Here is a 22548-nt window from a genome sequence, read left to right on the forward strand (position 1 = left end):
GCCTGCCCTTGACTCATGGCCCAGATCTCCCGTCCGCTGCGTTTGGCCTTCTATACCCTGCTGATTCTCGCCGGCGCTATGGTCAGCGCGACCTTCGCCATGCGCCATGCCGAGCGTCAGGCGCTGGAGGACGATGCCGCCCGCGCCAGCGAGCAACTGGCGTTGTACGCCAACTCCCTGCATACCCTGATCGAACGTTACCGCGCCCTGCCCGCCGTGCTGGCGCTGGACCCGGAACTGCGCTCGGCGCTCAAGGGTCCGGTCGGCCCGGAACAGCAGGACGCCCTGAACCGCAAACTGGAACGGATCAACGGCGCCGCCCGCTCCTCCACCCTGGAGCTACTGGACCATACCGGCCTCGCGGTGGCCGCCAGCAACTGGCGCCTGCCCAGCAGCTACGTCGGACACAACTACGGCTTTCGCCCCTACTTCAGCCAGACCCGCAGCCAGGGCAGCGGACGCTTCTATGCCGTAGGCGTCACCAGCGGCATTCCCGGCTATTTCCTCTCCAGCGCGGTCAAGGGCGAGCAGGAACAGTTTCTCGGCGCCATGGTGGTGAAACTGGAATTCCCCGAACTGGAGCGCGAATGGAGCCAGGGCAGCGACACCCTGCTGGTCAGCGATGCCCGTGGCATCGTGTTCATCGCCAACCAGCCGGGCTGGCGTTATCGCCAGTTGCGCCCGCTGTCGGACAGCGACCGCGCCGAACTCAAGGCCACCCGGCAATACGACAAGCAACTGCTGACCCCGCTCGAACATCGGCCGCTGCGGCGCTTTGACGACGACAGTACGCTGACCCGGGTCGAGGGCCCGGACGGCAGCGTCGACTACCTGTGGGAGTCCCTGCCGCTGGCCACCGAAGGCTGGACCCTGCATTTGCTGCGCCGCCCGCAGATCGCCTTCGAAGACCGGCGCAACGCCGGCCTGGCTGCGGCCGGCGCCTGGCTGACCCTGGTGTTCCTGCTGCTGTTCCTCAACCAGCGCTGGCGCCTGGCCAGGCTGCGCCAGCGCAGCCGCGAGGAGCTCGAACGCCTGGTCGAGGAGCGTACCCGCGACCTGCGCACCGCCCAGGATGGCCTGGTGCAGTCGGCCAAGCTGGCGGCCCTGGGGCAGATGTCCGCGGCCCTGGCCCACGAAATCAACCAGCCGCTGACCACCCAGCGCATGCAACTGGCCACCCTGCGCCTGCTGCTCGATCACGGGCGGGTCGACGAGGCCTACCAGGCCCTGAAACCGCTGGACGATATGCTGACCCGCATGGCCAGCCTTACCGGCCACCTGAAAACCTTCGCCCGCAAGAGCCCCAGCGGCCTGCGCGAACGCCTGGACCTGGCGGCGGTGGTGGATCAGGCCCTGCAACTGCTGGACACCCGATTGCGCGACGAACAGGTCGACACGCACTTGCAACTGACGCGCCCGGCCTGGGTGCGCGGCGATGCCATACGCCTGGAGCAGGTGCTGATCAACCTGCTGCGCAACGCCCTGGACGCCATGCACGACAAGCCCCTCAAGCACCTGGAAATCCGCCTCGAAGCCAACCAGCAGCTGTGGAGCCTGAGCGTCATCGACAGCGGTGGCGGCATCGCCGAAGAACATCTGCCGAACGTCTTCGACCCGTTCTTCACCACCAAGCCGGTGGGCGACGGCCTGGGCCTGGGCCTGGCGGTGTCCTACGCTATCGTCCACGAACTGGGCGGGCGCCTGAGCGCCGGCAATCAAGGCCAGGGCGCGATCTTCACCCTGAGCCTGCCCATCGACCTGGAGGCGCATATCCCATGTTGAATTCGGTGATGCTGGTCGACGACGAAGCCAGTATTCGCACCGCCGTCGAACAATGGCTGAGCCTGTCGGGCTTCGAGGTGCAGCTGTTCAGTCGCGCCGAGGACTGCCTGGCCCGGCTGCCCAGGGACTTCCCCGGGGTGATCCTCAGCGACGTGCGCATGCCCGGCATCAGCGGCCTGGAACTGCTCAAACAGGTGCAGCAGCGCGACGCCGACCTGCCGGTGATCCTGCTGACCGGCCACGGCGACGTGCCGATGGCGGTGGAAGCGATGCGCGACGGCGCCTATGACTTCCTGGAAAAACCCTTCAGCCCGGAAACCCTGCTGAGCAGCCTGCGCCGGGCCCTGGACAAACGCGGCCTGGTCCTGGAGAACCGGCGCCTGCACGAACAGGCCGATACCCGGGAGAAAATCGACTCCACCCTGCTCGGCGTGTCCCGCGCCTTGCAGACCCTGCGGCGCCAGGTGGTCGACCTGGCCGCGCTGCCGGTCAACGTGCTGATCCGCGGCGAGACCGGCAGCGGCAAGGAACTGGTCGCCCGCTGCCTGCACGACTTCGGGTCGCGCGCCGACAAGCCCTTTGTCGCCCTGAACTGCGCGGCGATCCCCGAGCAACTGTTCGAAGCCGAACTGTTCGGCCATGAAAGCGGCGCCTTTACCGGCGCCCAGGGCAAGCGCATCGGCAAGCTGGAATACGCCGACGGCGGCACCCTGTTCCTCGACGAGATCGAAAGCATGCCGCTGGCCCAGCAGGTCAAGCTGCTGCGGGTGCTGCAGGAACAGAAGCTCGAGCGACTGGGTTCCAACCAGAGCATTGCCGTGGATCTGCGGATCATTGCCGCGACCAAGCCGGACCTGCTGGACGAAGCCCGCGCCGGGCGCTTTCGCGAAGACCTGGCCTACCGCCTGAACGTCGCGCAGCTGCGCCTGCCGCCGCTGCGGGACCGGCGCGAGGACATTCCGCTGCTCTACGAACATTTCGCCCATGCCGCCGCCGAGCGCCTGGGCCGCGGCGTCGCGCCCCTGAGCGGGGCGCAGTTGAGCCGCCTGCTGAGCCACAACTGGCCGGGCAACGTGCGCGAGCTGGCCAACGTCGCCGAACGCCAGGTGCTCGGCCTGGGCGAGCCGGAGCCGGAAACCATCGACCCCGGCCAGTCCCTGGCGGCGCAGCAGGAAGCCTTCGAGGCGCAATGCCTGCGGGCCGCGCTGACCCGGCACAAGGGCGACATCAAGGCGGTGCTCAATGAGCTGCAACTGCCGCGCCGCACCTTCAATGAAAAGATGCAGCGCCATGGGTTGGCGCGGGAGATGTTTCTCGGGGAGGAGTGATGCCCGAGGAGATGTTTTATCCGGGCCATCCCTATCGCGGGCAAGCCTCGCTCCTACTGTAGGAGCGAGCGGGCGGCGATCCGACTTGCCCGCGATGGCGTCCTCACAAACACCGCTCAATCGGCAACTTTCCGCTCACGCACCCTCGCCAATGAGCGGATTTCCGCTCATAGAATTCTCAAGCCCCTTCTAAACCGGGCCTCTCAGCTCCTGGCACAGCTCCTGCTATAGCCCCAGCAGGCTGCGTTTCGGCGCGCTCCACAAAAACAATTAAATGAAGGATCCGTCATGGATAACTCGCAAACCCTGCCTCTTGGGGCGGCAGCTGCGCCTGCCAAAGAAAAGACCACTGCCAGTCGCCTGAAATCGATCTTCAGCGGTTCGGTGGGCAACATGGTCGAGTGGTACGACTGGTACGTCTACGCCGCCTTCTCCCTGTACTTCGCCAAAGTCTTCTTCCCCAAGGGCGACACCACCGCCCAACTGCTCAACACCGCCGCGATCTTCGCCGTGGGCTTCCTGATGCGTCCGATCGGCGGTTGGCTGATGGGGCTCTACGCTGACCGCAAGGGCCGCAAGGCCGCATTGATGGCCTCGGTGCTGCTGATGTGCTTCGGCTCCCTGATCATCGCCCTGACTCCCGGCTATGAAACCATCGGCGTCGGCGCCCCGATCCTGCTGGTCCTGGCGCGCCTGATGCAGGGCCTGTCGGTCGGCGGCGAATACGGCACCTCGGCCACCTACCTCAGCGAGATGGCGACCAAGGAACGTCGCGGCTTCTTCTCCAGCTTCCAGTACGTGACCCTGATCTCCGGCCAGCTCATCGCCCTGGCGGTCCTGATCGTGCTGCAGAACGTGCTGACCACCGAACAGCTGCAATCCTGGGGCTGGCGCATTCCGTTCGGCATCGGCGCCCTGTGCGCGGTCGTGGCGCTGTACCTGCGTCGTGGCATGGAAGAAACCGAGTCCTTCACCAAGAAGAAGGAAAAGCCGAAAGAAAGCCTGATGCGCACCCTGATGCGTCATCCGAAAGAGCTGATGACCGTGGTCGGCCTGACCATGGGCGGCACCCTGGCCTTCTACACCTACACCACCTATATGCAGAAATACCTGGTGAACACCGTCGGCATGAGCATCTCCGACTCCACCACCATTTCCGCGGCCACCCTGTTCCTGTTCATGTGCCTGCAACCGGTGATCGGTGCGCTGTCGGACAAGATCGGCCGCCGTCCGATCCTGATCGCCTTCGGCATCCTCGGCACTCTTTTCACCGTGCCGATCCTCACCACCCTGCACACCGTCCAGAGCTGGTGGGGCGCGTTCTTCCTGATCATGGCGGCGCTGATCATCGTCAGCGGCTATACCTCGATCAACGCAGTGGTCAAGGCCGAGCTGTTCCCGACCGAGATCCGCGCCCTGGGCGTGGGCCTGCCCTATGCGCTGACCGTGTCGATCTTCGGCGGCACCGCCGAATACATCGCGCTGTGGTTCAAGAGCGTCGGCATGGAGACCGGTTACTACTGGTATGTCACCGCCTGCATCGCCGTGTCGCTGCTGGTCTACATCACCATGAAAGACACCCGCAAACACTCGCGGATCGAGACTGACTGATCCGCAATAAAAAGCGCGAGGGTGCAAGGCCCTCGCGCTGTGGCGTCAGGTAAACCGCCATCGCGGGCAAGCCTCGCTCCTACAGTAGGAGCGAGCAGGCGGCGATCCGACTTGCCCGCGATAACCACAACACAACCGCTCAACGATCCCCTCCAGCTCTTGTAGCAAGCCCTCCGGCAATCATCGCCGACAAGCCCCTGCCACTGCCGATAGAACCGTCGATCGCGATTTTTCGACGGTTCGGACAGGTTAATGATCGGTTAATGCCCTGCCCGCATTCTGCCTCCATCGAAATCGGTGTCGACGCGTCAAACGCGGCAGAAGCAGGCAAGAGGCTTTATGCAGTGAGTCCTGACGCCACAAACATCGATTGAATCGATATTTTTAAGCATTTATTTGCGCTTTTTAATCAAATTAACTGGCGTAGTATTCATTTCACACCCACTGCACAAAACGTCAACGAACCTGGAGTGACCACCATGAAAAGCCAACTGATCCTCGCCCTGACCCTTTCCGTACTGGCCGCCAACACCTTCGCCGCCGATGGTTACGACCGTACCGGCTCGGCCACTTTCACCTCGGGCAGCTCGGCCAGCGCCAGCCTGGCTTCCGACGGTTTCGACCACACTGGCACCGCAGGTGCAGTTGCTTCTGATGGCTTCGATCACACCGGCACCGCAGGCGCAGTCGCCTCCGATGGCTTCGATCACACCGGCACCGCAGGCGCAGTTGCTTCCGATGGCTTCGATCACACCGGTACTGCAGGCGCAGTCGCCTCCGATGGTTTCGATCACACTGGTACCGCAGGCGCAGTCGCCTCCGATGGTTTCGATCGCACCGGCACCGCTGACGCAATCGCTGCCGACGGCTTCGATCGCACCGGAACCGCCGCTGCCATCGGCTAACCCTCAGGGATGCCCCGCAGCCCGGCTTCGGCCGGGCTTAGTTGTTTCTGGCCCGGGGAAAACCGCAGGCGCGAGGCTGGCATTCACTTTCGATGGCTTGCACTATGGCGGCCTTCCCTCTTTGTCCGCGCAAGAGCCTGTCATGTCCGAAGACATCCATTACTACGAACCCGCCCAGGGCCACGGCCTGCCCCACGATCCGTTCAACGCCATCGTCGGCCCGCGCCCGATCGGCTGGATCTCCTCCCAGGACCTGCAGGGCCGGCTGAATCTGGCGCCCTACAGTTTTTTCAACGCCTTCAATTACATTCCGCCGATCATCGGTTTCTCCAGCATCGGTCGCAAAGACAGCCTGAACAACATCGAGCAGACCGGCGAGTTCGCCTGGAACCTCGCCACCCGCCCACTGGCCGAGCAGATGAACCAGAGCTGCGCGGCCGTATCGGCCGAGGTCAATGAGTTCGAACTGGCGGGGCTGACGCCCGTGGCTTCGAAGGTGATTGCTGTGCCGCGGGTAGCCGAAAGCCCGGTGTCCTTCGAGTGCAAGGTCACCCAGATCATTCAACTGCAGCGCGCGGATCAGGAACTGATGCCCAGCTGGCTGATCCTCGGCGAGGTGGTCGCCGTGCATATCGCCAAGTGGCTGCTCAAGGATGGGATATACGACACCGCCGCGGCAGAACCGATTCTGCGCGGCGGCGGGCCGGCGGATTATTTCCAGCTGGGGCCAGAGGCCTTGTTCAAGATGTTCCGCCCGGGGGCGGTCAGATAGCTTCTCAGATCAGGTGATTTCTCAGACCAGGTAGCTTCTCAGATCAGATAGCCACCCGGATCAGGCCGTTTCCCAGGCCAGTTCGCCGTCTTCGTTCACGTCGATCAACTGCTCAAGCTTCTGCGCGGCAGCCAGGTCGGCGTCGTGGGCGGTCTTGAATTTCTGGTCGTCCAGAACCTTGTGAAAGCGCGGTGCCCCCGAACCACCCAGGGCCTTGACCGCGATGGCGGCGCTGTAGCCCCCTTCACCTGGAACCACGGCGGAAACCGCTTCGTATGCTGCAAACTCTTTACGTGCCATGTTGCTGATCCTGGCCAATGGAAAGTCGGCCATTCTAAACCCTCAGCTGGCCAGCTGGTGTACCGGTGCCCCGTTCAGTTGCGCGTATTCGCCTTCGGCCTGGGCCGCCGAGACGTCGCTGAAGGTATGGAAATCCAGGCTGTTGACCACCAGGTCCTGGACCAGCTCGGCGAATATCGCCATGGCCGGAGAACAGAAGTAATCGGTCATCGCCTGCTGGCTGCTCCAGAATCCGGATACCAACCACAAATCAGCGTCGCACTGCGAATGCTGCAAGGCGAACTGCAGGCAACCTGTGGCCTGGCGGGATGGTTCGATCAGACTGCTCAAGCGAGCACCCAACTCGGTTGAGCGACCGGCGCGGGCGCGGACGAATGCCATGTGGCTGACGGGAATATGCGTGGACATGTGCGACCCTCCCAGGGTGGTGTCGAGGCAGCCATGGGACGGGCTGCGACAGGATCCAAGATTAAGCGCCCGGCGCAACGGCCGTTAGTCGATTCCTGCCAGCGTATTGCACAATCCTGCGAACCTGATTCGAGAACAGCGGCTCCAGCCCCGCCCGCGAAAAAAAACCACAACGTTGTTTCAAGCAAGTGACAGCCCGCGTACAGGACTCGGCTCTGCTCACGCGCGCACGTGTGGCAGGATCAGGCAAGATTTACGCAGGAATCGCCTACCCCTGGCGCTTGCACAAATTTAAGCTGTGGCCATCGCAATCTTCCCGGAGGGGCCTTCATGTCATCGCTCGAAACCCAGCAGCCGCCACTGGATGCGGAAATGGAAAAACAGCGGGCGGAGCTGGCCGGGATCATTGCTCGCAACACCGGCGAAGACGGCAGCTATGCCACGGCGATCCAGTCGCTGTTCGTTTCGCGCTACAGCCACTCCCACGATTTCGCCTCGGTGCTGGCCCAGCCGGCCCTGTGCATCATGGCCCAGGGTCGCAAGGAAGTACGGCTGGCCGACGAAGAGTTCAACTACGACCCGCTCAATTACCTGGTGGTCTCGGTTTCCATGCCATTGAGCGGACGCCTGGCCGATGTCTCGCCGCTGGAACCGGTCCTGGCCCTGCGCCTGGACATCGACCCGGCCGAAATCAGCACGCTGATCGCCGATGCCGGGCCGCTGGGGGTGCCGAACCGTCCTGTCGGCCGCGGCCTGTATGTGGAACGCCTGGATACGCCGATGCTCGACGCCGTGCTGCGCCTGACCCGCCTGCTGGATACACCCAAAGACATCGCCATGCTCGCGCCGCTGATTCGCCGGGAGATTCTCTACCGGCTGCTGCGCAGCCCCCAGGGCCACCGCTTGTATGAGATCGCCATCGCCAACAGCCAGGGCCACCGGGTCAGCCAGGCCATCAAATGGCTGAACGGCAACTACGAGCAACCGCTGCGCATCGACGACCTGGCGCGCGGGGTGAACCTCAGCGTGTCGACCCTGCACCACCGCTTCAAGGCCATGACCGCCATGAGCCCCCTGCAGTATCAGAAGCAACTGCGCCTGCAGGAAGCCCGGCGCCTGATGCTGACTGAAGGGCTGGAGGCGTCCGCCGCCGGTTACCGGGTCGGCTACGAAAGCCCCTCGCAGTTCAGCCGCGAGTACAGCCGCCAGTTCGGCGCCCCGCCGCTGCGGGATATGGCGCGCCTGCGCAGCAGTGTCTGACTCCCCCTGTAGGAGCGAGCTTGCTCGCGATAGCCGCGCAGCGGCGCTCCTGCCGTGACACCGGAGTCATAGTCCAACCGCTTCGCGAGCAAGCTCGCTCCTACAGGGGACGGACTCAGCGTGCTCGAACCACGTGCTTGATCTCCTGGAACGCCTGCAATCCCCAAGGCCCCAGCTCGCGGCCGATGCTGCTCTGCTTGTAGCCGCCCCAGGCGGTCTGCGGGAAGATCACTTGCGGCGCGTTGATCCACACCAGCCCGGCCTGCAAGGCATTGGCGACCCGCTCGGTGTTCTCTAGATCGGCGCCGACCACACTGGCCACCAGGCCGAATTCGCTGTCGTTGGCCAGCGCGATGGCCTCGGCCTCGCTGGCGAAACTGCGCACGCAGAGCACCGGGCCAAAGATCTCCTCACACCACAGCGCACTGTCGAGGGGCACTTCGGTGAAGATGGTCGGCCGGACAAAAAAGCCGCGCACGCGATCCGTCGGGCGCTCGCCACCGCATACCAGCTTGGCCCCGACACTCAGCCCGCGATCGATATGGCCCAGCACTCGCTGGTATTGCGCCTGGTTGACCAGCGCGCCCATCTCCACATCCGGATCGAAAGGGTCCGCCACCCGAATCGCCTCGGCCCGCGCCTTGAGGCGCAGCAGGAACTCGTCCGCCAGCTCGTCGGCCACCAGCACCCGGCTGGTGGCGGAGCACATCTGCCCGGCGTTGAAAAAACCGCCGCCACAGGCCAGCTCCACCGCCAACTCGAGATCGGCATCCGCCAGCACCAGCAGCGAAGATTTGCCGCCCAGCTCCAGGCTCACGCCTTTGACCGTCTCCGCCGCGCGCTGCATGACCTGGACCCCGACCGCATTGCTGCCGGTGAAGGAAATCTTCGCCACCCGCGGATCGGCCGCCAGCGGCGCGCCCACCGCCAGCCCGGTGCCGCAGACCAGGTTGAACACGCCCTTGGGCAAGCCGCTCTGGGCGATGATCGCCGCCAGCTCCAGTTCCGGCAGCGGGGTGACTTCCGAGGGCTTGAGCACCACGCTGCAACCGGCAGCCAGGGCCGGCGCGAGCTTCCAGGCGGTGGTGACCATCGGGAAGTTCCACGGCACGATCAGGCCGACCACGCCACAGGGCTCACGCCGCACACGGGCGCTGAAATCATCGCTGGGCAGCGGCACGTCGCGATCCTGGGCAGCGTCCAAACCTTCGGCCAGCCCCGCGTAGTACTCGAAGGTGGCAATCACGTCATCGACGTCGATGGCCGCTTCGAATTGCGGCTTGCCGTTGTTGCTCGACTGCAGGTGCATCAGGCGTTCACGACGCTCGGCGACACCGGCGGCGATCCTTCGCAACACCGCGCCACGCTCGGCACCGCTGGCCGCGGCCCAGTGCACGAGCCCGACCTGGGCGGCAGTCACCGCCTGCTCGAGGCTGTTCCGGTCGCCACCAGCGACCAGCGCCAGCGGCTCTTCGGTGGAGGGATTGATCACTGGCAGCAGCTCGCTGCCGGCACGCCACTGACCCTCGATGTAGAGGCCGTTCAACAGGTTTGCCTGGCTCATGCTTGCACCGCCCGCATCCAGCCGGCCTGGTCGATTTCGATCAGGGTCGGGCCCTGGCGATCGCTGGCCGCGCGCAGGGCATCGCGCAATCCGTCGACGCTGTCGATGGCCTCGGCAGCGCAGCCTAGGGCCTTGGCTACGCCGATGAAGTCCGGCGTGTAGATGTCCACGCCCACCGGCTCGATGTCGCGGTTGACCATGTATTTCTTGATTTCTTCGTAGCCCTGGTTGTTCCACAGCAGCACGATGATCGGCGTGCGCGCTTCCACCGCGCAGGCCAGTTCCGCCAGGGTGAACTGCAGGCCGCCGTCGCCGATCAGGCACGCCACCGGGCCCCGGGCATTGCGCTCGGAAGCGCCACCGAGCCAGGCGCCGATTGCCGCCGGCAAGGCATAACCCAAGGTGCCGTAGCCGGTCGAGGAGTTGAACCAGCGGCGCGGACGCTCGGGGTTGAAGGTCAGGTTGCCGCTGTACACCGGCTGCGTGGAGTCGCCGACGATGACGATCTCCGGCAGCTCCTGCACCAGGGTTTCGAGGAACAGCGTCTGCGCCCGGGTCGGCGCGTCCCACTGCTGCTCCAGTGCGTTGCGCAAGGCAGCGGCACGGGCGGTGCCCCAGGCACTGTCGCGCTCACTCAGCGGCTGCTTACCCAGCTCGGCCAGCAAGGCTTCGGTTGCGCTGTGGGAGTCGGCCACCAGCGCTACTTTGGGTGGATAGTTGCGCACGGTCTGGTCAGGGTCGATGTCGATGCGCAGCAGGGCGCCAGGAATCTCGAAGCCACCGGCGAAGGTCACGTCGTAGTCGGTTTCGGCCAGCTCGGTGCCGATGGCCAGGACCACGTCGGCATCGGCCACCAGGGCGCGGGTCGCCACCAGCGACTGGGTCGAGCCGATCAGCAGCGGGTGCCGCGACGGCAGCATGCCCTTGGCATTGATGGTCAGGGCCACCGGTGCCTGGAGCAATTCGGCGAGGCGGGTCAGGGACGCGGCGGCATCGATCGCACCGCCACCGGCGAGGATCAGCGGACGCCGGGCGCCTGCCAGCAGTTGGCTCATCCGGGCGATGGCGGCGGGCGCGGCACCGGCCCGGGCAATGCTCACCGGCTCGCTGTCGAGCAGGTCATCGGCCTCCTCCACCAGCACGTCGAGGGGGATTTCGATATGCACCGGGCGCGGCCGACCGGCCTGGAACAGCGCGAAGGCGCGGGCCAGCACGCCCGGCAGCTCCGCCGCGGACATCAGGGTATGGGAGAACGTCGCCACGCCGCCCACCAGGGCGCCCTGGTTCGGCAGCTCATGCAGCTTGCCGCGGCCGCCGCCGAGCTGGCTGCGCGACTGCACGCTGGAAATCACCAGCATCGGAATCGAGTCGGCATAGGCCTGGCCCATGGCGGTGGTGATGTTGGTCATCCCGGGGCCGGTGATGATGAAGCACACCCCCGGCTTGCCGCTGGTGCGGGCATAACCGTCGGCCATGAAACCGGCGCCCTGTTCGTGACGCGGCGTGACATGCCTGATGCGCGAACGGGCCAGACCGCGATACAGCTCGACGGTGTGCACCCCCGGAATGCCGAAGACCTGCTCGACGCCATAACCTTCGAGTAATTTGACCAACACTTCGCCGCACGTCGCCATGTCTTGCCCTTCTTGTTCGCTTGAGACGGTGTGCCTGGCTGGCCGATGCGTGGCCAGGCACGGGGAAGGCGTCATTGGAACGGGCCACGTGTAGCGGGAACAATGGATAAAAAGTCATACTAGCCATGTCCTCACGTCATGCCTTGGCCCTTTATGAAACGCCTCCCGCCCTTGCCCGCGCTGCACACCTTTCTGATCACCGCGCGCTGCTGCAACTTCACCCACGCGGCCGAGCAGCTGCACATCACCCAGGGCGCGGTGAGCCGGCAGATCGCCGGCCTGGAGAGCCACCTGGGTTATGCCTTGTTCCAGCGCCAGGCCCGCGGCCTGAGCCTGACGGCCGAAGGACGGGAATGGCTGCCACGGGTGGAACAGGTGTTCGGCCTGATCGGCGAGGGGGTGGAACAGATCGGGGTGAACCGCGACACCCTGCAACTCAAGGCGTCCACCTGCGTGATGCGCTGGCTGTTGCCACGCCTGATGCAGTGGCAGAAAGAGCGGCCGGACGTGCCTGTGCGGCTGACCACCACGGTGCAGCACGGGGTCGACTTCAGCCGCGAACACTTCGACGCCGCGGTGATTTACGGCGCCCCGCCCCCCTCCACCCTCGGGGCCTATCAGCTGTTCGACGAACAGCTGACGCCGGTGTGTTCACCGGCATTGCTCGAAGGGGCGATACCGCTGAAGACCCCGGCCGACCTGCAGCAACACATGCTGCTGCATCCGACCCTGGATACCCATGACTGGAATACCTGGCTGAAAGCCTCGGGAACGGTGCTGAACAACATCGGCAAGGGGCAGCATTTCGAAACCCTGGACCTGGCGATGTCGGTCGCCTCCCAGGGGACGGGAGTGGCCATTGGCGACTGGGCATTGATCGGCGAAGACCTGAGCGCCGGACGGCTGGTCATGCCATTTGCATTGAAGGTGCGCACCGGCCTGGGCTACTACCTGGTCCACCCCGACCGATCAGCGCCGTCGCCGCAGTTGCGGGCCTTGCTGGACTGGCTGGTGGAACAGGCTCGGGCCAGATAGCCCTGTAACCGATATAGCCCTGTAACTCTGTAGCCGCTGGCGCAGCCTGCGATCGGCTGCGCAGCAGTCGTAAAACCAGGCACCGCGTTCTTGCAGGTATCACTGCGGTGCCTGGATGACGAGCGCTACGCGCTCGATCGCAGCCTTCGGCAGCGGCTACAGGTGTCTCAGTAACCGACAGTGAAACGCTGGCGGGAGTGCTTCGGTGTTTCCAGCTCATCGATCAGGGCGATGGCAAAGTCGGCGAAGGTGATCCAGCTCTTGCCTTCGGCGCTCACCAGCAGATGGTCCTGGCCCAGGCGGAACTGCCCGCGGCGCTCGCCTTCGACGAATTCCGCCGATGGCGACAGGAAGCTCCAGTCCAGCTCTTTCTCCTGGCGCAGGGTATCGAGGAGCACCGCACCGGCACTGGCCTCTGGCCTGTACTCTTCCGGAAAACCGACGGAGTCGATCACCCGGCTGCCGTCGGGCAGCAACAGGGTACCGGCACCACCCACCACCAGCAGGCGCTTGACGCCGGCTTTTTTCACCGGCTCGATCAGGGCCTTGGGCGGGATAGTGGAAAAGAGCGCCGCGCTGATCACCACATCGTGACCGGCGACCGCCGCCTGCAACGCCGCGCCGTCCAGCGCGTCGACCGCCTTGCTCACCACACCGGCGCGATTGCCGATTTTCGCCGGGTCACGGGCAATCGCGGTGACGCTGTGACCACGACGCAGGGCCTCTTCCAACAGTTGGCTACCGGCACGACCGGTGGCACCAATGATTGCGATCTTGCTCATGACAGTTCTCCAGTTCCGATAAGTGAGACAAAGCCTTGCAGGGAGTGCCCCCGCGCCAGGCGCGGGGACAGTCGAATCACCACTTCATTTCGCCCTTGGCGACCTTGGCGCTCAGCTCCAGGGAGCTGTCTTCGCCCAGGTCCGGGTAACGCTTTTTCATCGCCGCGATCAGTTCGGCGGAATCCTTGGCCTTGGCGGTTTCTTCATCGAAGGCCTTGATGTAGTCGGCGGTGAAATGCACGGGAGCCAGGGAGCGGGCGCTTTCGCCCAGGTAATGGCCCGGCACCACGGTCTGGGGTTTCAGCGCGGCGATGCTGTCCAGAGTCGTCAGCCAGTCCTTGTGGGATTGCGCGGTCTGGGTATCGGCCATCCACACATGGATGTTTTCCGCCACCACCACGCCACCGACGACCGCCTTGATCGACGGGATCCAGACGAAGGTGCGGTCGGGCTGCTTGCCGTCCAGGCCGATGATGTCCAGCTTCTGCCCTTCCAGGGTCAGGCTGTGGCCCTTGAGCACGCCCGGCACAATGGTCTTGGCCGGCACGTCGGCGCCCATTTTCGGGCCCCAGAACGCGAGCTTGCCTTCGACCGTGGCCTTGATGTGCTCGACCGTCGGCTGCGACGCCACGACCTTGGCCTTGGGGAAGGCCTGGGTGATGGTGTCCAGGCCGAAGTAGTAGTCCGGGTCACCATGGCTGATGTAGATGGTGGTCAGTTGCTTGCCGCTGGCGCGGATCTTCTCCACCAGTTGCTCGGCCTGGGATTTGCCGAACTGCGCGTCCACCAGGATCGCTTCCTTCTTGCCGCTGACCAGTACCGAAGTCACCGGGAAGATCGCCGCGGTGCCCGGGTTGTATACATCCAGCTTCAGGGCCGGCTCGACGGCGGCGGCATGGGCGGCGAAACCCAGGGTGGCGGTCGCCAGCAGCAGGCGCTTGAGTGAGGTGAATCCGATCATATGCAGCTCCGATGGTCTGTCGGCCGTAAGTGGCCATGGGTAGGTGGCGATGGAGATGAAGCTTAGTTGCCGCACTCGTTACAAAAAATGCGATGCTTGGACATAGTTTGTTTCTGAAAGCGGGCAAATCATGGATCGTCTTCAAGCAATGCGCGTCTTCGTTACCGTAGTCGATCTCGGTAGCCAATCGGCCGCGGCCGACCACCTGGACCTCTCGCGGCCCGTGGTTTCGCGCTATCTGGCGGAGCTGGAGGACTGGGTCGGCGCCCGGCTGATGCACCGCACCACCCGCAAGCTGAGCCTGACTGCGGCGGGCACCGAGATCCTGCCCCGCTGCCAGCAGATGCTCGAGTTGTCGATGGACATGCAGGCCGCCGTCAGCGAACCGGACGATGTGCCCCGCGGCTTGCTGCGCATCAGCGCCAGCACCTCGTTCGGCCAGGCCCAGCTGGCGGATGCCATGGCCGCCTACGTCGAGCGTTACCCCGGGGTCAGCATCGACCTGCAGATGCTCGACCGCGCAGTGAACCTGGTGGACGAACGCATCGACCTGGCGATCCGCGCCAGCAACGACCTGGACCCGAACCTGATCGCCCGGCGGCTGACGATATGCCGCTCGGTGATCTGCGCCTCCCCGGCCTATCTGCGCGAGCACCCGACACCACAGCGGGTCGAGGAGCTCAGCCAGCACAACTGCCTGACCCACTCCTATTTCGGCAAGAGCCTGTGGCATTTCGAGCAGGACGGTGAACAGATTTCGGTACCGGTGCAGGGCAATATCAGCGCCAACGACGCCAGCACCCTGTTGCGCGCGACCATGGCCGGGGCCGGCGTGTCCATGCTGCCCACCTATCAGGCCTGGGTGTATATCCACAGCGGCGAACTGGTGCGCCTGCTGCCCCAGGCCGAACCCCGGAAAATGAACATGTACGCGGTCTACGCCTCGCGCAAACACATGCCGGTGGCCCTGCGCAGCATGCTGGACTTCCTGGTGCTGCGCTTCCCCGAAGAACCGGAGTGGGACAAGGGGCTGTAAAACCCGATAAGACCGCTGAATACCCCGTCAACACGCTGCCCGCGACCTGGCCAGCGGCCATGGCTGATCCATGTGGCTGATCTATGCTGATAACAGTACCCCCCACACGCGCAGGGGTATTCGTTCAGAGGTGTTTGCCATGAACATCAAAACAAGAAGATACCTGGCCATTTTCGTCACCTGCACCGTGACCCTGGCGCTGTATGGAACAGCGGCCTATCGCGTCGAGCAGGCCCGGCAACAGCCACGTGTCTACGCCAGCTGCAACGTCGACCAGTGCATCCCGCACAATGCGACCCTCAACTCCCTGAAATGATGCCGGCGCGCGGCGTCATTGTTCGTGATCGCTCTTCAGGCGGTCGCGGAAGGCCTTGGGCGAGATCCCGACCCGGCGGCGGAACAGCCGGGTGAAGTTGGTGGGATCGGAAAACCCCAGGGTGTCGGAAATCTCGTAGATGGTCATGCTGGTGTAGGTCAGCAGACGCTTGGCCTCCAGCAATTGACGCTCATGCATGATCTGCAGGGCCGGCTGGCCCGCCAGTTCACGGCAGGTGCCATTGAGGTGGGAGACGGAAATTCCCAGCTTGTGCGCCAGGTCCTCGACCTTCACATGCTCGCGATAGTGGGTCTCCACCAACTGGATATAACCATTGAAATACTCCCGCGCCCGCTGCGGTCGCTGGCTGGCGCTGCGGCGCCGGATCGCCTGGCGGCTGACCCACACCATGATCACGCTGACCAGCGAGTGCATGAGCATTTCCCGTGCCGGCTCACGCCCCTGGTACTCGTTCTGCAACGCGGCAAACAGGCTGTTCAGGTAGTCGCCATCGGCGCCCGCCGGGTAGCTCTCGGCCACGGCCAGGGCATTCACCGAGTGCCCCAGCTGGGCTTGCAGATGGGCCATCAAGGGCGCGGCCAGGGTCACCACATAACCGTCGATGTCCTCGGAAAAACGAAAGCCATGCACCGACAGCGCCGGCAGGATCTGTAGCGCCGACTCCCCCAGCAGCGTGCGCTGGCCTTCGATCTCCAGCTCGGCCTGCCCGCGATGCACGAACAGCAACTGACAGAGATCGGCATGCCGATGCGGTTTGATTTCCCAATGGTGCTCGCGGCTGCGCTTGGAAATGGTTTCGCAGTGCAGCAGGTCCGGTGTCGGCCAATCCAGGCTTTCCCCATAGAGTTTGAACACCGGAATTGAAGGCAAGGCAGGCTTATTCATAACTGCAATCCAGGCCTCTGGGTGACGGGCGATAATCGCACCGATTGGTGAAATGAACAGGTATCGGCTCAGTTTTCACCTTCAACTGACAGCATCACAAGTGAAAAATGCAGGCACTCGAAACATAAAAATCACTCAGCGAACCTGTTCGCGTGAAGCTTGCGAGTCATAACAACAATGAAAACCCTGAAAACTCAAGTCGCCATCATTGGCGCCGGCCCCTCCGGACTACTGCTCGGCCAGCTGCTGCACAAGGCCGGCATCGATACCCTGATCCTTGAACGACAAACCCCGGATTACGTACTCGGGCGCATCCGCGCCGGGGTGCTGGAACAAGGCATGGTCGACCTGCTGCGCCAGGCCGGGGTCAGCCAGCGCATGGACGCCGAAGGCCTGGTGCACGGCGGCTTCGAACTGGCCCTCGACGGCCGCCGGGTGGCCATCGACCTGCACGCCCTCACCGGTGGCAAGAGCGTAACGATCTACGGCCAGACCGAAGTCACCCGCGACCTGATGCAAGCCCGCCAGGCCGTCGGCGCCCGGACCCTCTACCAGGCCGACAACGTGCACCCCCACGACATGCAGAGCGACCGTCCCTACCTGACCTTCGACTACCAGGGCGAGCCCCATCGCCTGGACTGCGACTACATCGCCGGCTGCGACGGTTTCCACGGAGTCGCCCGGCAGTCGATCCCGGCCGACAAGCTCAAGGTTTTCGAGCGTGTCTATCCGTTCGGCTGGCTTGGCATTCTCGCCGATACCCCGCCGGTCCACGACGAACTGGTCTACGCCCGCCACGAACGCGGCTTTGCCCTGTGCAGCATGCGGTCGACCACCCGCACCCGCTACTACCTGCAGGTACCGGCGGAGGAAAATGTCGCCGACTGGTCCGATCAACGCTTCTGGGACGAGCTCAAGAAGCGCCTGCCCGAGGAGCTGGCCGAACGCCTGGTGACCGGCCCCTCGATCGAGAAAAGCATCGCGCCGCTGCGCAGCTTCGTGGTCGAGCCGATGCAATACGGACGGATGTTCCTGGTCGGCGACGCCGCGCACATAGTGCCCCCCACCGGAGCCAAGGGCCTGAACCTGGCCGCCAGCGATGTCAGCACGCTGTTCAACATTCTGCTCAAGGTCTACCGCGAGCAGCGCACCGACCTGCTGCACAAGTATTCGCAAATCTGCCTACGGCGGATCTGGAAGGCCGAGCGTTTCTCCTGGTGGATGACCGCGATGCTGCACCGTTTCCCCGACTCCGACGACTTCAGCCAGCGCATCGCCGAGTCGGAGCTGGCGTACTTCGTCGACTCCGAGGCCGGGCGCAAAACCATCGCGGAAAATTACGTCGGCCTTCCTTACGAGGCTATCGAGTAGGGGCCTATCGAGTACACTGGCGAGCATTCCCGCTCGCCTTGCACCCTGCGGGTCAATCACTGCCCGCAGGTTCTTTCGTGACCCATCCCAACCAGCCTGGCCAACCCCAATTGGCTCTTCGCAGCGTACTGATCGCCCTGATGCTGGCGATCTTCCTCGGCGCCCTGGACCAGACCATAGTCGCGGTCTCCATGCCCGCCATCTCCGCGCAGTTCAAGGACGTCAGCCTGCTGGCCTGGGTGATTTCCGGCTACATGGTGGCCATGACCGTGTCGGTGCCGATCTACGGCAAGCTCGGCGACCTCTATGGCCGACGCAAGCTGATGCTGTTCGGCATGGGCCTGTTCACCCTGGCCTCGCTGTTCTGCGGCATGGCGCAGAACATGGAACAGCTGGTGCTGGCGCGGATCGTCCAGGGCATCGGCGCCGGCGGGATGATTTCGGTCAGCCAGGCGATCATCGGCGACATAGTGCCGCCGCGCGAACGTGGGCGTTACCAGGGTTACTTCAGCAGCATGTACGCGGCGGCCAGCGTCGCCGGCCCGGTGCTCGGCGGCTACATGACCGAATACCTGTCCTGGCGCTGGGTGTTCCTGATCAACCTGCCCCTGGGCCTGGGTGCCTGGCTGGTGGCCAGGCGCAATCTGCGGGGGCTGCCGATTCCGCAACGCAAACCTATCATCGACTACCTCGGCACCCTGTTGATGATCATCGGCCTGACTGCCCTGCTGCTGGCGATCACCCACTTCGGCCAGGGTCACGCCTGGCGCAGCCAAGAGGTGCTGGGCCTGCTGGCCTGTGCCGTCGTCGCCCTGACTCTGTTCGCCTGGCATGAACGGCGCACGGAAGAACCTCTGCTGCCCATGCACCTGTTCGCCAACCGCAACGCCATGCTGTGCTGGTGCACGGTGTTCTTCACCAGCTTCCAGGCCATCTCGCTGACGGTGCTGATGCCGTTGCGCTTTCAGAGCGTCACCGGCGCCGGTGCCGACAGCGCGGCGTTGCACCTGCTGCCGCTGGCCATCGGCCTGCCGATAGGCGCCTACTTCGCCGGACGCATGACCTCGGTGACCGGCCGCTACAAACCGATGATCCTCAGTGGCGCCCTGCTGATGCCGCTGACCGTTCTCGGCATGGCCTTCAGCCCGCCCCAGGCGGTGCTGCTGAGCAGTGTGTTCATGTTGTTCAGCGGGATTGCCTCCGGCATGCAGTTCCCGACTTCGCTGGTGGGCAGCCAGAACTCGGTGGAACAACGGGATATCGGGGTCGCCACCAGCACCACCAACCTGTTCCGCTCCCTCGGTGGGGCGGTGGGCGTGGCCTTGATGTCGGCACTGTTGCTGGCGCTGTTGCAGGACTCCAGCTTCGCCCAGTTGAGCGGTTCGGCGCTGATTGGCGAAGGCCACTCGGGCAATGTGCTGCTCGACGGCCTGAACGCCGCGCCGGGTCCGGAACAGGGAGCCTTGCGGGCCGAGTTGCTGCTGACCTTCAAACACTTGCTGATGGTCAGCGCGGCGGTGTCGTTGCTGGGGCTGGCCGCGGCGCTGGCCATGCCCAATGCGCTGCTGCGCGGGCGTGAAGACAAGGTCAAATAACGGCATCGCCNCTGCACAGGAGCTGGCTGGCGACCGGCCCTCACGGGCTGTAGTAACCCACCGCCACCAGGAAGTGCCCGACCTTGCGCAGGTAGGCGTGCTTGTCTTCCACCTTGGCCGTCACCGGGTTCTTCCAGCGGTACTCATACTCGCCCTGATCCTGGGTGGCCATCAGCGCCAGGATCGGCTCGCCCACAGGTTTGCCGTCCGGGTCCTTGATCTTGCCGAAGTCGGTATTGATCAGCCGCAGATTGGTGCCGTGGGCCACGTAGCGCTGGTTGTCCAGATTGACCACGAACACATACAGGTCGTCCTGCAGGAAACCGCCCTTGAGCGAGTTGATCGCCGTCAGCGTGCCCTTCTCGTTCTTCACCAGCTCGCTCGCCGCCTTGTCCAGCAAGGCCCTGGCCTGCTCGGCGGAAGCTCGCGGCAGGTAATAGCCGACCGCCAGGATCCGCTCGCCGACCCGCTGGTAATACACATGCTTGCGCTCGACCTTGCCGTCGGCCCAGTTCTGCCAGCGGTATTCGGCTTGCTGGATGCCATTGCCCTCGGGAATCTTCAGCGCGTCCTTGAAGGCCTTTTGCAGATCCGGCCCGAGCACCTCGGAAACATCGCGGCCGATCAGCGCCGACGACGGCCCGCCACTGGCCAGCATCACCCCCTGGGTGTCGACCACAAACACATAACGGTCCTTGTCGACGAACTCGCCCTGCCGGCTGAAAGCGGCGAAGGCCTTGTCACCCTGCTCGTGGTAATAGGCCAGGGCCTTTTCCAGCAGGGCCTTGGCCGCCGTGGCATCGTCCGCCGCCTGGACCTGGCTGCCACAGAACATCAGCAACCACCCCAGCACCGTGGCTCTAAGCAATCCCCTCATTGCGCGTCCCTCGTTCTTGTTGGTGTTTCAAGAGCGTAGACGGCTAAAGGATATGGTCGAGTATTCAGCGAAACAGGGGGGCAAGAGGCAAAACCGCGACCTTCCCACGCCAGGCGCGGGAAGGTCGTCAAGGTCAGGGGCGGGTATTGAGCTGCTGCTGCAGATTCTGGATCTGGCTCTGCAGGGTATTGATGTTGCGGGTGACCTGGCCGCGGAAGACGTCGAACTCGGCGGTGTTGGTCCCGCCCTGGGCAGCGGCGGGACGATTGTCCTGCTGGCTCTTGAGCACGATCATGTCCTGCTCCAGACGCTCGATGGCGGCGCTCGGGTTGCCCTGTTTCTTCAAGGCGGCGATCTCGCCGTTCAGGCTCTTGAACTGGGCATCGACCTTGCTGGTGTCGGCAGGCGCGCTTTTCAGGGCCGCCAGTTCGCTGTTCAGGGTTTTCACCTGAGCCTGCAACTGGGTATTGGCTGTCTGCTGCTCGGCCGCCTGCGCGGTCATCTGGGCCAGGCGCTTGTCCAGGTCCGTGGCCTGTCCGGCCACGCCTTGCTGTTGTTTGCCCTGGTCCTGCAGCCGGCTTTCCAGCTGCTTGATCTGCAGCTTCAAGGCTTCGCTGTCGCTGTTGACGCTGGACTGGCTGGCAACCACCTTGCCGGAAATGTCCTGCAGGCGCCCCGCCGCTTCTTCGCTGATACGGGCGAAACTCTCCTGGGTGGCGACCAGTTGCTGCTCCATCAGCGAGATCTGCTGGAAGCTCCACCAGGCCAGGCCGATAAAGGCGAAGAACAGGGCGCCGACCAGCGCCCAGAGCGGCCCGGCATTCGCTGCCTTGGCCTTGGCGGCCGGCACGCTGCGCGAATGCACCGAAGTACGCGCGCGGCCCGCGGCGGTGGTCGGGAAATCATCGTCGAGGGTATCGGCACGCAGGCTTGGAACATCGTCGAAGTCGTCGTTGGCATCGTTACGCATGGGGCAACCTTTCTAGAACCGCGGTGATAGCTGAATGGGGCGAGTATAAACCGCTAACCCGCCGCCCTGATCGACCCTGAACCCCGAACTCGGTTCAGTGTTTGTTTTCAGCTTATGTCCTGAGCCTTCCACCAGCCGCAGAATTCATCCAGGGCGGTCCACAGGCTGACCTTAGGTTCGTAATCCAGATAATGGCGGGCGCGGCTGATATCCAGGGTGAAGTTCTTGTTCATGACCTGCATGCCCAGGCGCGACAGGGTCGGCTCCGGACGACCGGGCCAGAGCTTGCAGAAGCCTTCATTGAGGGCCGCCACGCTGTAGGCCAGGCCAAAGGAGCGGTAGCGCGTGACCTGCGGCACGCCCATCTGGCGCATCACATAGTTCACCACGTCCCACAACGGCACCGGCGCGCCGTTACTGATGTTGTAGGCCTTGCCCAGGGCCGAGCCGCTGGCCAGCAGACTGCTGAGCAGCGCTTCGTTGAGGTTCTGCACACTGGTGAAGTCGACCTTGTTCAGGCCATTGCCGATGATTGCCAGACGGCCCTTGCGCTGCATCTTCAACAGGCGCGGGAAAATGCTCATGTCGCCGGCGCCGGTGACAAAACGCGGACGCAGCGCCAGCACTTCCAGGCCGAACTCCTGGGCGCCGAACACCTTCTGCTCCGCCAGGTATTTGGTGGCGGCATAAGGGTGCTTGAAGCGCTTGGGTACTTGTTCTTCGGTCAGGCCCAGATGGTCGCGACCGTCGAAATAGATCGACGGCGACGACAGGTGCACCAGGCGCCGGACATGGCGCTTGAGGCAGGCCTCGACCACGTTTTCGGTGACCAGCACGTTGCCCTGATGGAAATCCTGATAACGCCCCCAGAGCCCCACCGCCCCCGCGCAGTGCACCACCGCATCGACATCGCGACACAGGTCGCGCACCAGATCGGCATCGCTCAAGTCACCCTGGACGAACTCGGCTCCACGCCGCACCAGATGTTCCACACCTTCGGCCCGACGCCCGTTGACCCGTACATCCAGGCCCTGCTCAAGGGCAAAACGCGCGAAGCGTCCACCAATGAAGCCGCTTGCGCCGGTGACCAGAATTTTCATGACTTGCTCCGATTGCTTTCGTGTTTCATGCCTGT

At 64.2% G+C, this 22548-nt stretch carries 21 protein-coding genes; 11 read left to right on the plus strand and 10 right to left on the minus strand.

The genetic code is table 11. The annotated features are described in order from the left end of the window. The first annotated feature begins 15 nt into the window (after positions 1 to 15). The 5 genes from ACTJKT_RS23605 to ACTJKT_RS23625 all read left to right on the plus strand — a co-directional run bounded on the left by ACTJKT_RS23605 (position 16) and on the right by ACTJKT_RS23625 (position 6398). Positions 16 to 1782, plus strand: coding sequence for an ATP-binding protein (locus tag ACTJKT_RS23605; protein ID WP_440788766.1), 1767 nt, complete (start codon positions 16 to 18; stop codon positions 1780 to 1782). Continuing rightward, positions 1776 to 3110 (plus strand): sigma-54-dependent transcriptional regulator, encoded by a 1335-nt coding sequence (locus tag ACTJKT_RS23610; RefSeq protein WP_440788767.1) that lies wholly within the window; start codon positions 1776 to 1778, stop codon positions 3108 to 3110. Before ACTJKT_RS23605 ends, ACTJKT_RS23610 begins: the two co-directional genes overlap by 7 nt. A 288-nt stretch (positions 3111 to 3398) precedes the next feature. Continuing rightward, on the plus strand, positions 3399 to 4721 hold the full coding sequence (locus tag ACTJKT_RS23615; protein ID WP_440788768.1) for an MFS transporter: 1323 nt from the start codon (positions 3399 to 3401) through the stop codon (positions 4719 to 4721). Positions 4722 to 5200: 479 nt separating this feature from the next. Continuing rightward, a complete protein-coding gene (locus tag ACTJKT_RS23620) occupies positions 5201 to 5626 on the plus strand; it encodes a hypothetical protein (protein WP_440788769.1) in 426 nt (141 codons plus the stop codon). A 142-nt stretch (positions 5627 to 5768) separates the two neighbouring features. Further along, positions 5769 to 6398, plus strand: coding sequence for a flavin reductase family protein (locus ACTJKT_RS23625; protein WP_440788770.1), 630 nt, complete (start codon positions 5769 to 5771; stop codon positions 6396 to 6398). A 60-nt stretch (positions 6399 to 6458) separates the two neighbouring features. Here the strand turns inward: ACTJKT_RS23625 and ACTJKT_RS23630 are convergent, their stop codons facing one another. Then, positions 6459 to 6731 (minus strand): hypothetical protein, encoded by a 273-nt coding sequence (locus tag ACTJKT_RS23630; RefSeq protein WP_440788771.1) that lies wholly within the window; start codon positions 6729 to 6731, stop codon positions 6459 to 6461. Positions 6732 to 6740: 9 nt separating this feature from the next. Beyond that, the gene (locus ACTJKT_RS23635) at positions 6741 to 7106 is read right to left on the minus strand and encodes an antibiotic biosynthesis monooxygenase family protein (protein ID WP_025805954.1); all 366 of its coding nucleotides are present in this window, start codon (positions 7104 to 7106) and stop codon (positions 6741 to 6743) included. Positions 7107 to 7436: 330 nt separating this feature from the next. Here ACTJKT_RS23635 and ACTJKT_RS23640 point away from each other — a divergent pair, with 330 nt between their 5' ends. Then, positions 7437 to 8366, plus strand: a complete 930-nt coding sequence (locus ACTJKT_RS23640) for an AraC family transcriptional regulator (RefSeq protein WP_025805956.1) — start codon at positions 7437 to 7439, stop codon at positions 8364 to 8366. 115 nt (positions 8367 to 8481) lie between these two features. Here ACTJKT_RS23640 and ACTJKT_RS23645 read toward each other — a convergent pair whose 3' ends face one another. After that, positions 8482 to 9930: an aldehyde dehydrogenase family protein gene (locus tag ACTJKT_RS23645; RefSeq protein ID WP_440788772.1), complete on the minus strand. Its 1449-nt coding sequence runs from the start codon at positions 9928 to 9930 to the stop codon at positions 8482 to 8484. Then, entirely contained in the window at positions 9927 to 11564 is a 1638-nt protein-coding gene (locus tag ACTJKT_RS23650; RefSeq protein WP_440788773.1) for a 5-guanidino-2-oxopentanoate decarboxylase, read from the minus strand. Before ACTJKT_RS23650 ends, ACTJKT_RS23645 begins: the two co-directional genes overlap by 4 nt. A gap of 153 nt (positions 11565 to 11717) precedes the next feature. Between ACTJKT_RS23650 and ACTJKT_RS23655 the strand changes: the two genes are divergently transcribed. After that, positions 11718 to 12599, plus strand: a complete 882-nt coding sequence (locus tag ACTJKT_RS23655; RefSeq protein WP_440788774.1) for a LysR substrate-binding domain-containing protein — start codon at positions 11718 to 11720, stop codon at positions 12597 to 12599. A 167-nt stretch (positions 12600 to 12766) separates the two neighbouring features. Here the strand turns inward: ACTJKT_RS23655 and ACTJKT_RS23660 are convergent, their stop codons facing one another. Then, positions 12767 to 13381: an NAD(P)-dependent oxidoreductase gene (locus ACTJKT_RS23660; protein ID WP_440788775.1), complete on the minus strand. Its 615-nt coding sequence runs from the start codon at positions 13379 to 13381 to the stop codon at positions 12767 to 12769. 76 nt (positions 13382 to 13457) lie between these two features. After that, positions 13458 to 14342: an MBL fold metallo-hydrolase gene (locus ACTJKT_RS23665; protein ID WP_440788776.1), complete on the minus strand. Its 885-nt coding sequence runs from the start codon at positions 14340 to 14342 to the stop codon at positions 13458 to 13460. A 130-nt stretch (positions 14343 to 14472) separates the two neighbouring features. Between ACTJKT_RS23665 and ACTJKT_RS23670 the strand changes: the two genes are divergently transcribed. Beyond that, on the plus strand, positions 14473 to 15378 hold the full coding sequence (locus tag ACTJKT_RS23670; RefSeq protein WP_440788777.1) for a LysR family transcriptional regulator: 906 nt from the start codon (positions 14473 to 14475) through the stop codon (positions 15376 to 15378). Between the two features lie 139 nt (positions 15379 to 15517). Further along, entirely contained in the window at positions 15518 to 15694 is a 177-nt protein-coding gene (locus ACTJKT_RS23675; protein ID WP_440788778.1) for a hypothetical protein, read from the plus strand. A 15-nt stretch (positions 15695 to 15709) separates the two neighbouring features. Here ACTJKT_RS23675 and ACTJKT_RS23680 read toward each other — a convergent pair whose 3' ends face one another. Next, positions 15710 to 16600 (minus strand): helix-turn-helix domain-containing protein, encoded by an 891-nt coding sequence (locus ACTJKT_RS23680; protein ID WP_025805964.1) that lies wholly within the window; start codon positions 16598 to 16600, stop codon positions 15710 to 15712. 186 nt (positions 16601 to 16786) lie between these two features. On the opposite strand from ACTJKT_RS23680, the gene pobA reads away from it, so the two are divergent. Beyond that, positions 16787 to 17971, plus strand: a complete 1185-nt coding sequence (pobA, locus tag ACTJKT_RS23685; RefSeq protein WP_440788787.1) for a 4-hydroxybenzoate 3-monooxygenase — start codon at positions 16787 to 16789, stop codon at positions 17969 to 17971. A 77-nt stretch (positions 17972 to 18048) separates the two neighbouring features. Further along, positions 18049 to 19566 carry an MDR family MFS transporter gene (locus tag ACTJKT_RS23690; protein ID WP_440788779.1) on the plus strand — a complete coding sequence of 506 codons (1518 nt, stop codon included), beginning with the start codon at positions 18049 to 18051 and terminating at the stop codon, positions 19564 to 19566. A gap of 40 nt (positions 19567 to 19606) precedes the next feature. Here ACTJKT_RS23690 and ACTJKT_RS23695 read toward each other — a convergent pair whose 3' ends face one another. The 3 genes from ACTJKT_RS23695 to ACTJKT_RS23705 all read right to left on the minus strand — a co-directional run bounded on the left by ACTJKT_RS23695 (position 19607) and on the right by ACTJKT_RS23705 (position 22513). Further along, positions 19607 to 20443 carry a cache domain-containing protein gene (locus ACTJKT_RS23695; RefSeq protein ID WP_440788780.1) on the minus strand — a complete coding sequence of 279 codons (837 nt, stop codon included), beginning with the start codon at positions 20441 to 20443 and terminating at the stop codon, positions 19607 to 19609. A 133-nt stretch (positions 20444 to 20576) separates the two neighbouring features. Next, positions 20577 to 21413 (minus strand): ATPase, encoded by an 837-nt coding sequence (locus ACTJKT_RS23700; protein ID WP_440788781.1) that lies wholly within the window; start codon positions 21411 to 21413, stop codon positions 20577 to 20579. Between the two features lie 107 nt (positions 21414 to 21520). Next, positions 21521 to 22513, minus strand: coding sequence for an NAD-dependent epimerase/dehydratase family protein (locus ACTJKT_RS23705; protein WP_097304847.1), 993 nt, complete (start codon positions 22511 to 22513; stop codon positions 21521 to 21523). Between the last annotated feature and the right edge of the window lie 35 nt (positions 22514 to 22548).

This window comes from Pseudomonas sp. 22526, assembly GCF_052044735.1.
Taxonomy (GTDB): domain Bacteria; phylum Pseudomonadota; class Gammaproteobacteria; order Pseudomonadales; family Pseudomonadaceae; genus Aquipseudomonas; species Aquipseudomonas piscium.

What these genes read in the sequence shown, in the direction of transcription:
- ACTJKT_RS23630 (WP_440788771.1), bottom strand. Translation starts at nt 6,731, where the DNA reads ATGGCCGACTTTCCATTGGCCAGGATCAGCAACATGGCACGTAAAGAG.
- ACTJKT_RS23660 (WP_440788775.1), bottom strand. Translation starts at nt 13,381, where the DNA reads ATGAGCAAGATCGCAATCATTGGTGCCACCGGTCGTGCCGGTAGCCAA.
- ACTJKT_RS23605 (WP_440788766.1), top strand. Translation starts at nt 16, where the DNA reads ATGGCCCAGATCTCCCGTCCGCTGCGTTTGGCCTTCTATACCCTGCTG.
- ACTJKT_RS23640 (WP_025805956.1), top strand. Translation starts at nt 7,437, where the DNA reads ATGTCATCGCTCGAAACCCAGCAGCCGCCACTGGATGCGGAAATGGAA.
- ACTJKT_RS23680 (WP_025805964.1), bottom strand. Translation starts at nt 16,600, where the DNA reads ATGAATAAGCCTGCCTTGCCTTCAATTCCGGTGTTCAAACTCTATGGG.
- ACTJKT_RS23705 (WP_097304847.1), bottom strand. Translation starts at nt 22,513, where the DNA reads ATGAAAATTCTGGTCACCGGCGCAAGCGGCTTCATTGGTGGACGCTTC.
- ACTJKT_RS23615 (WP_440788768.1), top strand. Translation starts at nt 3,399, where the DNA reads ATGGATAACTCGCAAACCCTGCCTCTTGGGGCGGCAGCTGCGCCTGCC.
- ACTJKT_RS23670 (WP_440788777.1), top strand. Translation starts at nt 14,473, where the DNA reads ATGGATCGTCTTCAAGCAATGCGCGTCTTCGTTACCGTAGTCGATCTC.
- ACTJKT_RS23645 (WP_440788772.1), bottom strand. Translation starts at nt 9,930, where the DNA reads ATGAGCCAGGCAAACCTGTTGAACGGCCTCTACATCGAGGGTCAGTGG.
- ACTJKT_RS23625 (WP_440788770.1), top strand. Translation starts at nt 5,769, where the DNA reads ATGTCCGAAGACATCCATTACTACGAACCCGCCCAGGGCCACGGCCTG.
- ACTJKT_RS23610 (WP_440788767.1), top strand. Translation starts at nt 1,776, where the DNA reads ATGTTGAATTCGGTGATGCTGGTCGACGACGAAGCCAGTATTCGCACC.
- ACTJKT_RS23620 (WP_440788769.1), top strand. Translation starts at nt 5,201, where the DNA reads ATGAAAAGCCAACTGATCCTCGCCCTGACCCTTTCCGTACTGGCCGCC.
- ACTJKT_RS23695 (WP_440788780.1), bottom strand. Translation starts at nt 20,443, where the DNA reads ATGAGGGGATTGCTTAGAGCCACGGTGCTGGGGTGGTTGCTGATGTTC.
- ACTJKT_RS23635 (WP_025805954.1), bottom strand. Translation starts at nt 7,106, where the DNA reads ATGTCCACGCATATTCCCGTCAGCCACATGGCATTCGTCCGCGCCCGC.
- ACTJKT_RS23700 (WP_440788781.1), bottom strand. Translation starts at nt 21,413, where the DNA reads ATGCGTAACGATGCCAACGACGACTTCGACGATGTTCCAAGCCTGCGT.
- ACTJKT_RS23665 (WP_440788776.1), bottom strand. Translation starts at nt 14,342, where the DNA reads ATGATCGGATTCACCTCACTCAAGCGCCTGCTGCTGGCGACCGCCACC.
- ACTJKT_RS23650 (WP_440788773.1), bottom strand. Translation starts at nt 11,564, where the DNA reads ATGGCGACGTGCGGCGAAGTGTTGGTCAAATTACTCGAAGGTTATGGC.
- ACTJKT_RS23655 (WP_440788774.1), top strand. Translation starts at nt 11,718, where the DNA reads ATGAAACGCCTCCCGCCCTTGCCCGCGCTGCACACCTTTCTGATCACC.
- ACTJKT_RS23675 (WP_440788778.1), top strand. Translation starts at nt 15,518, where the DNA reads ATGAACATCAAAACAAGAAGATACCTGGCCATTTTCGTCACCTGCACC.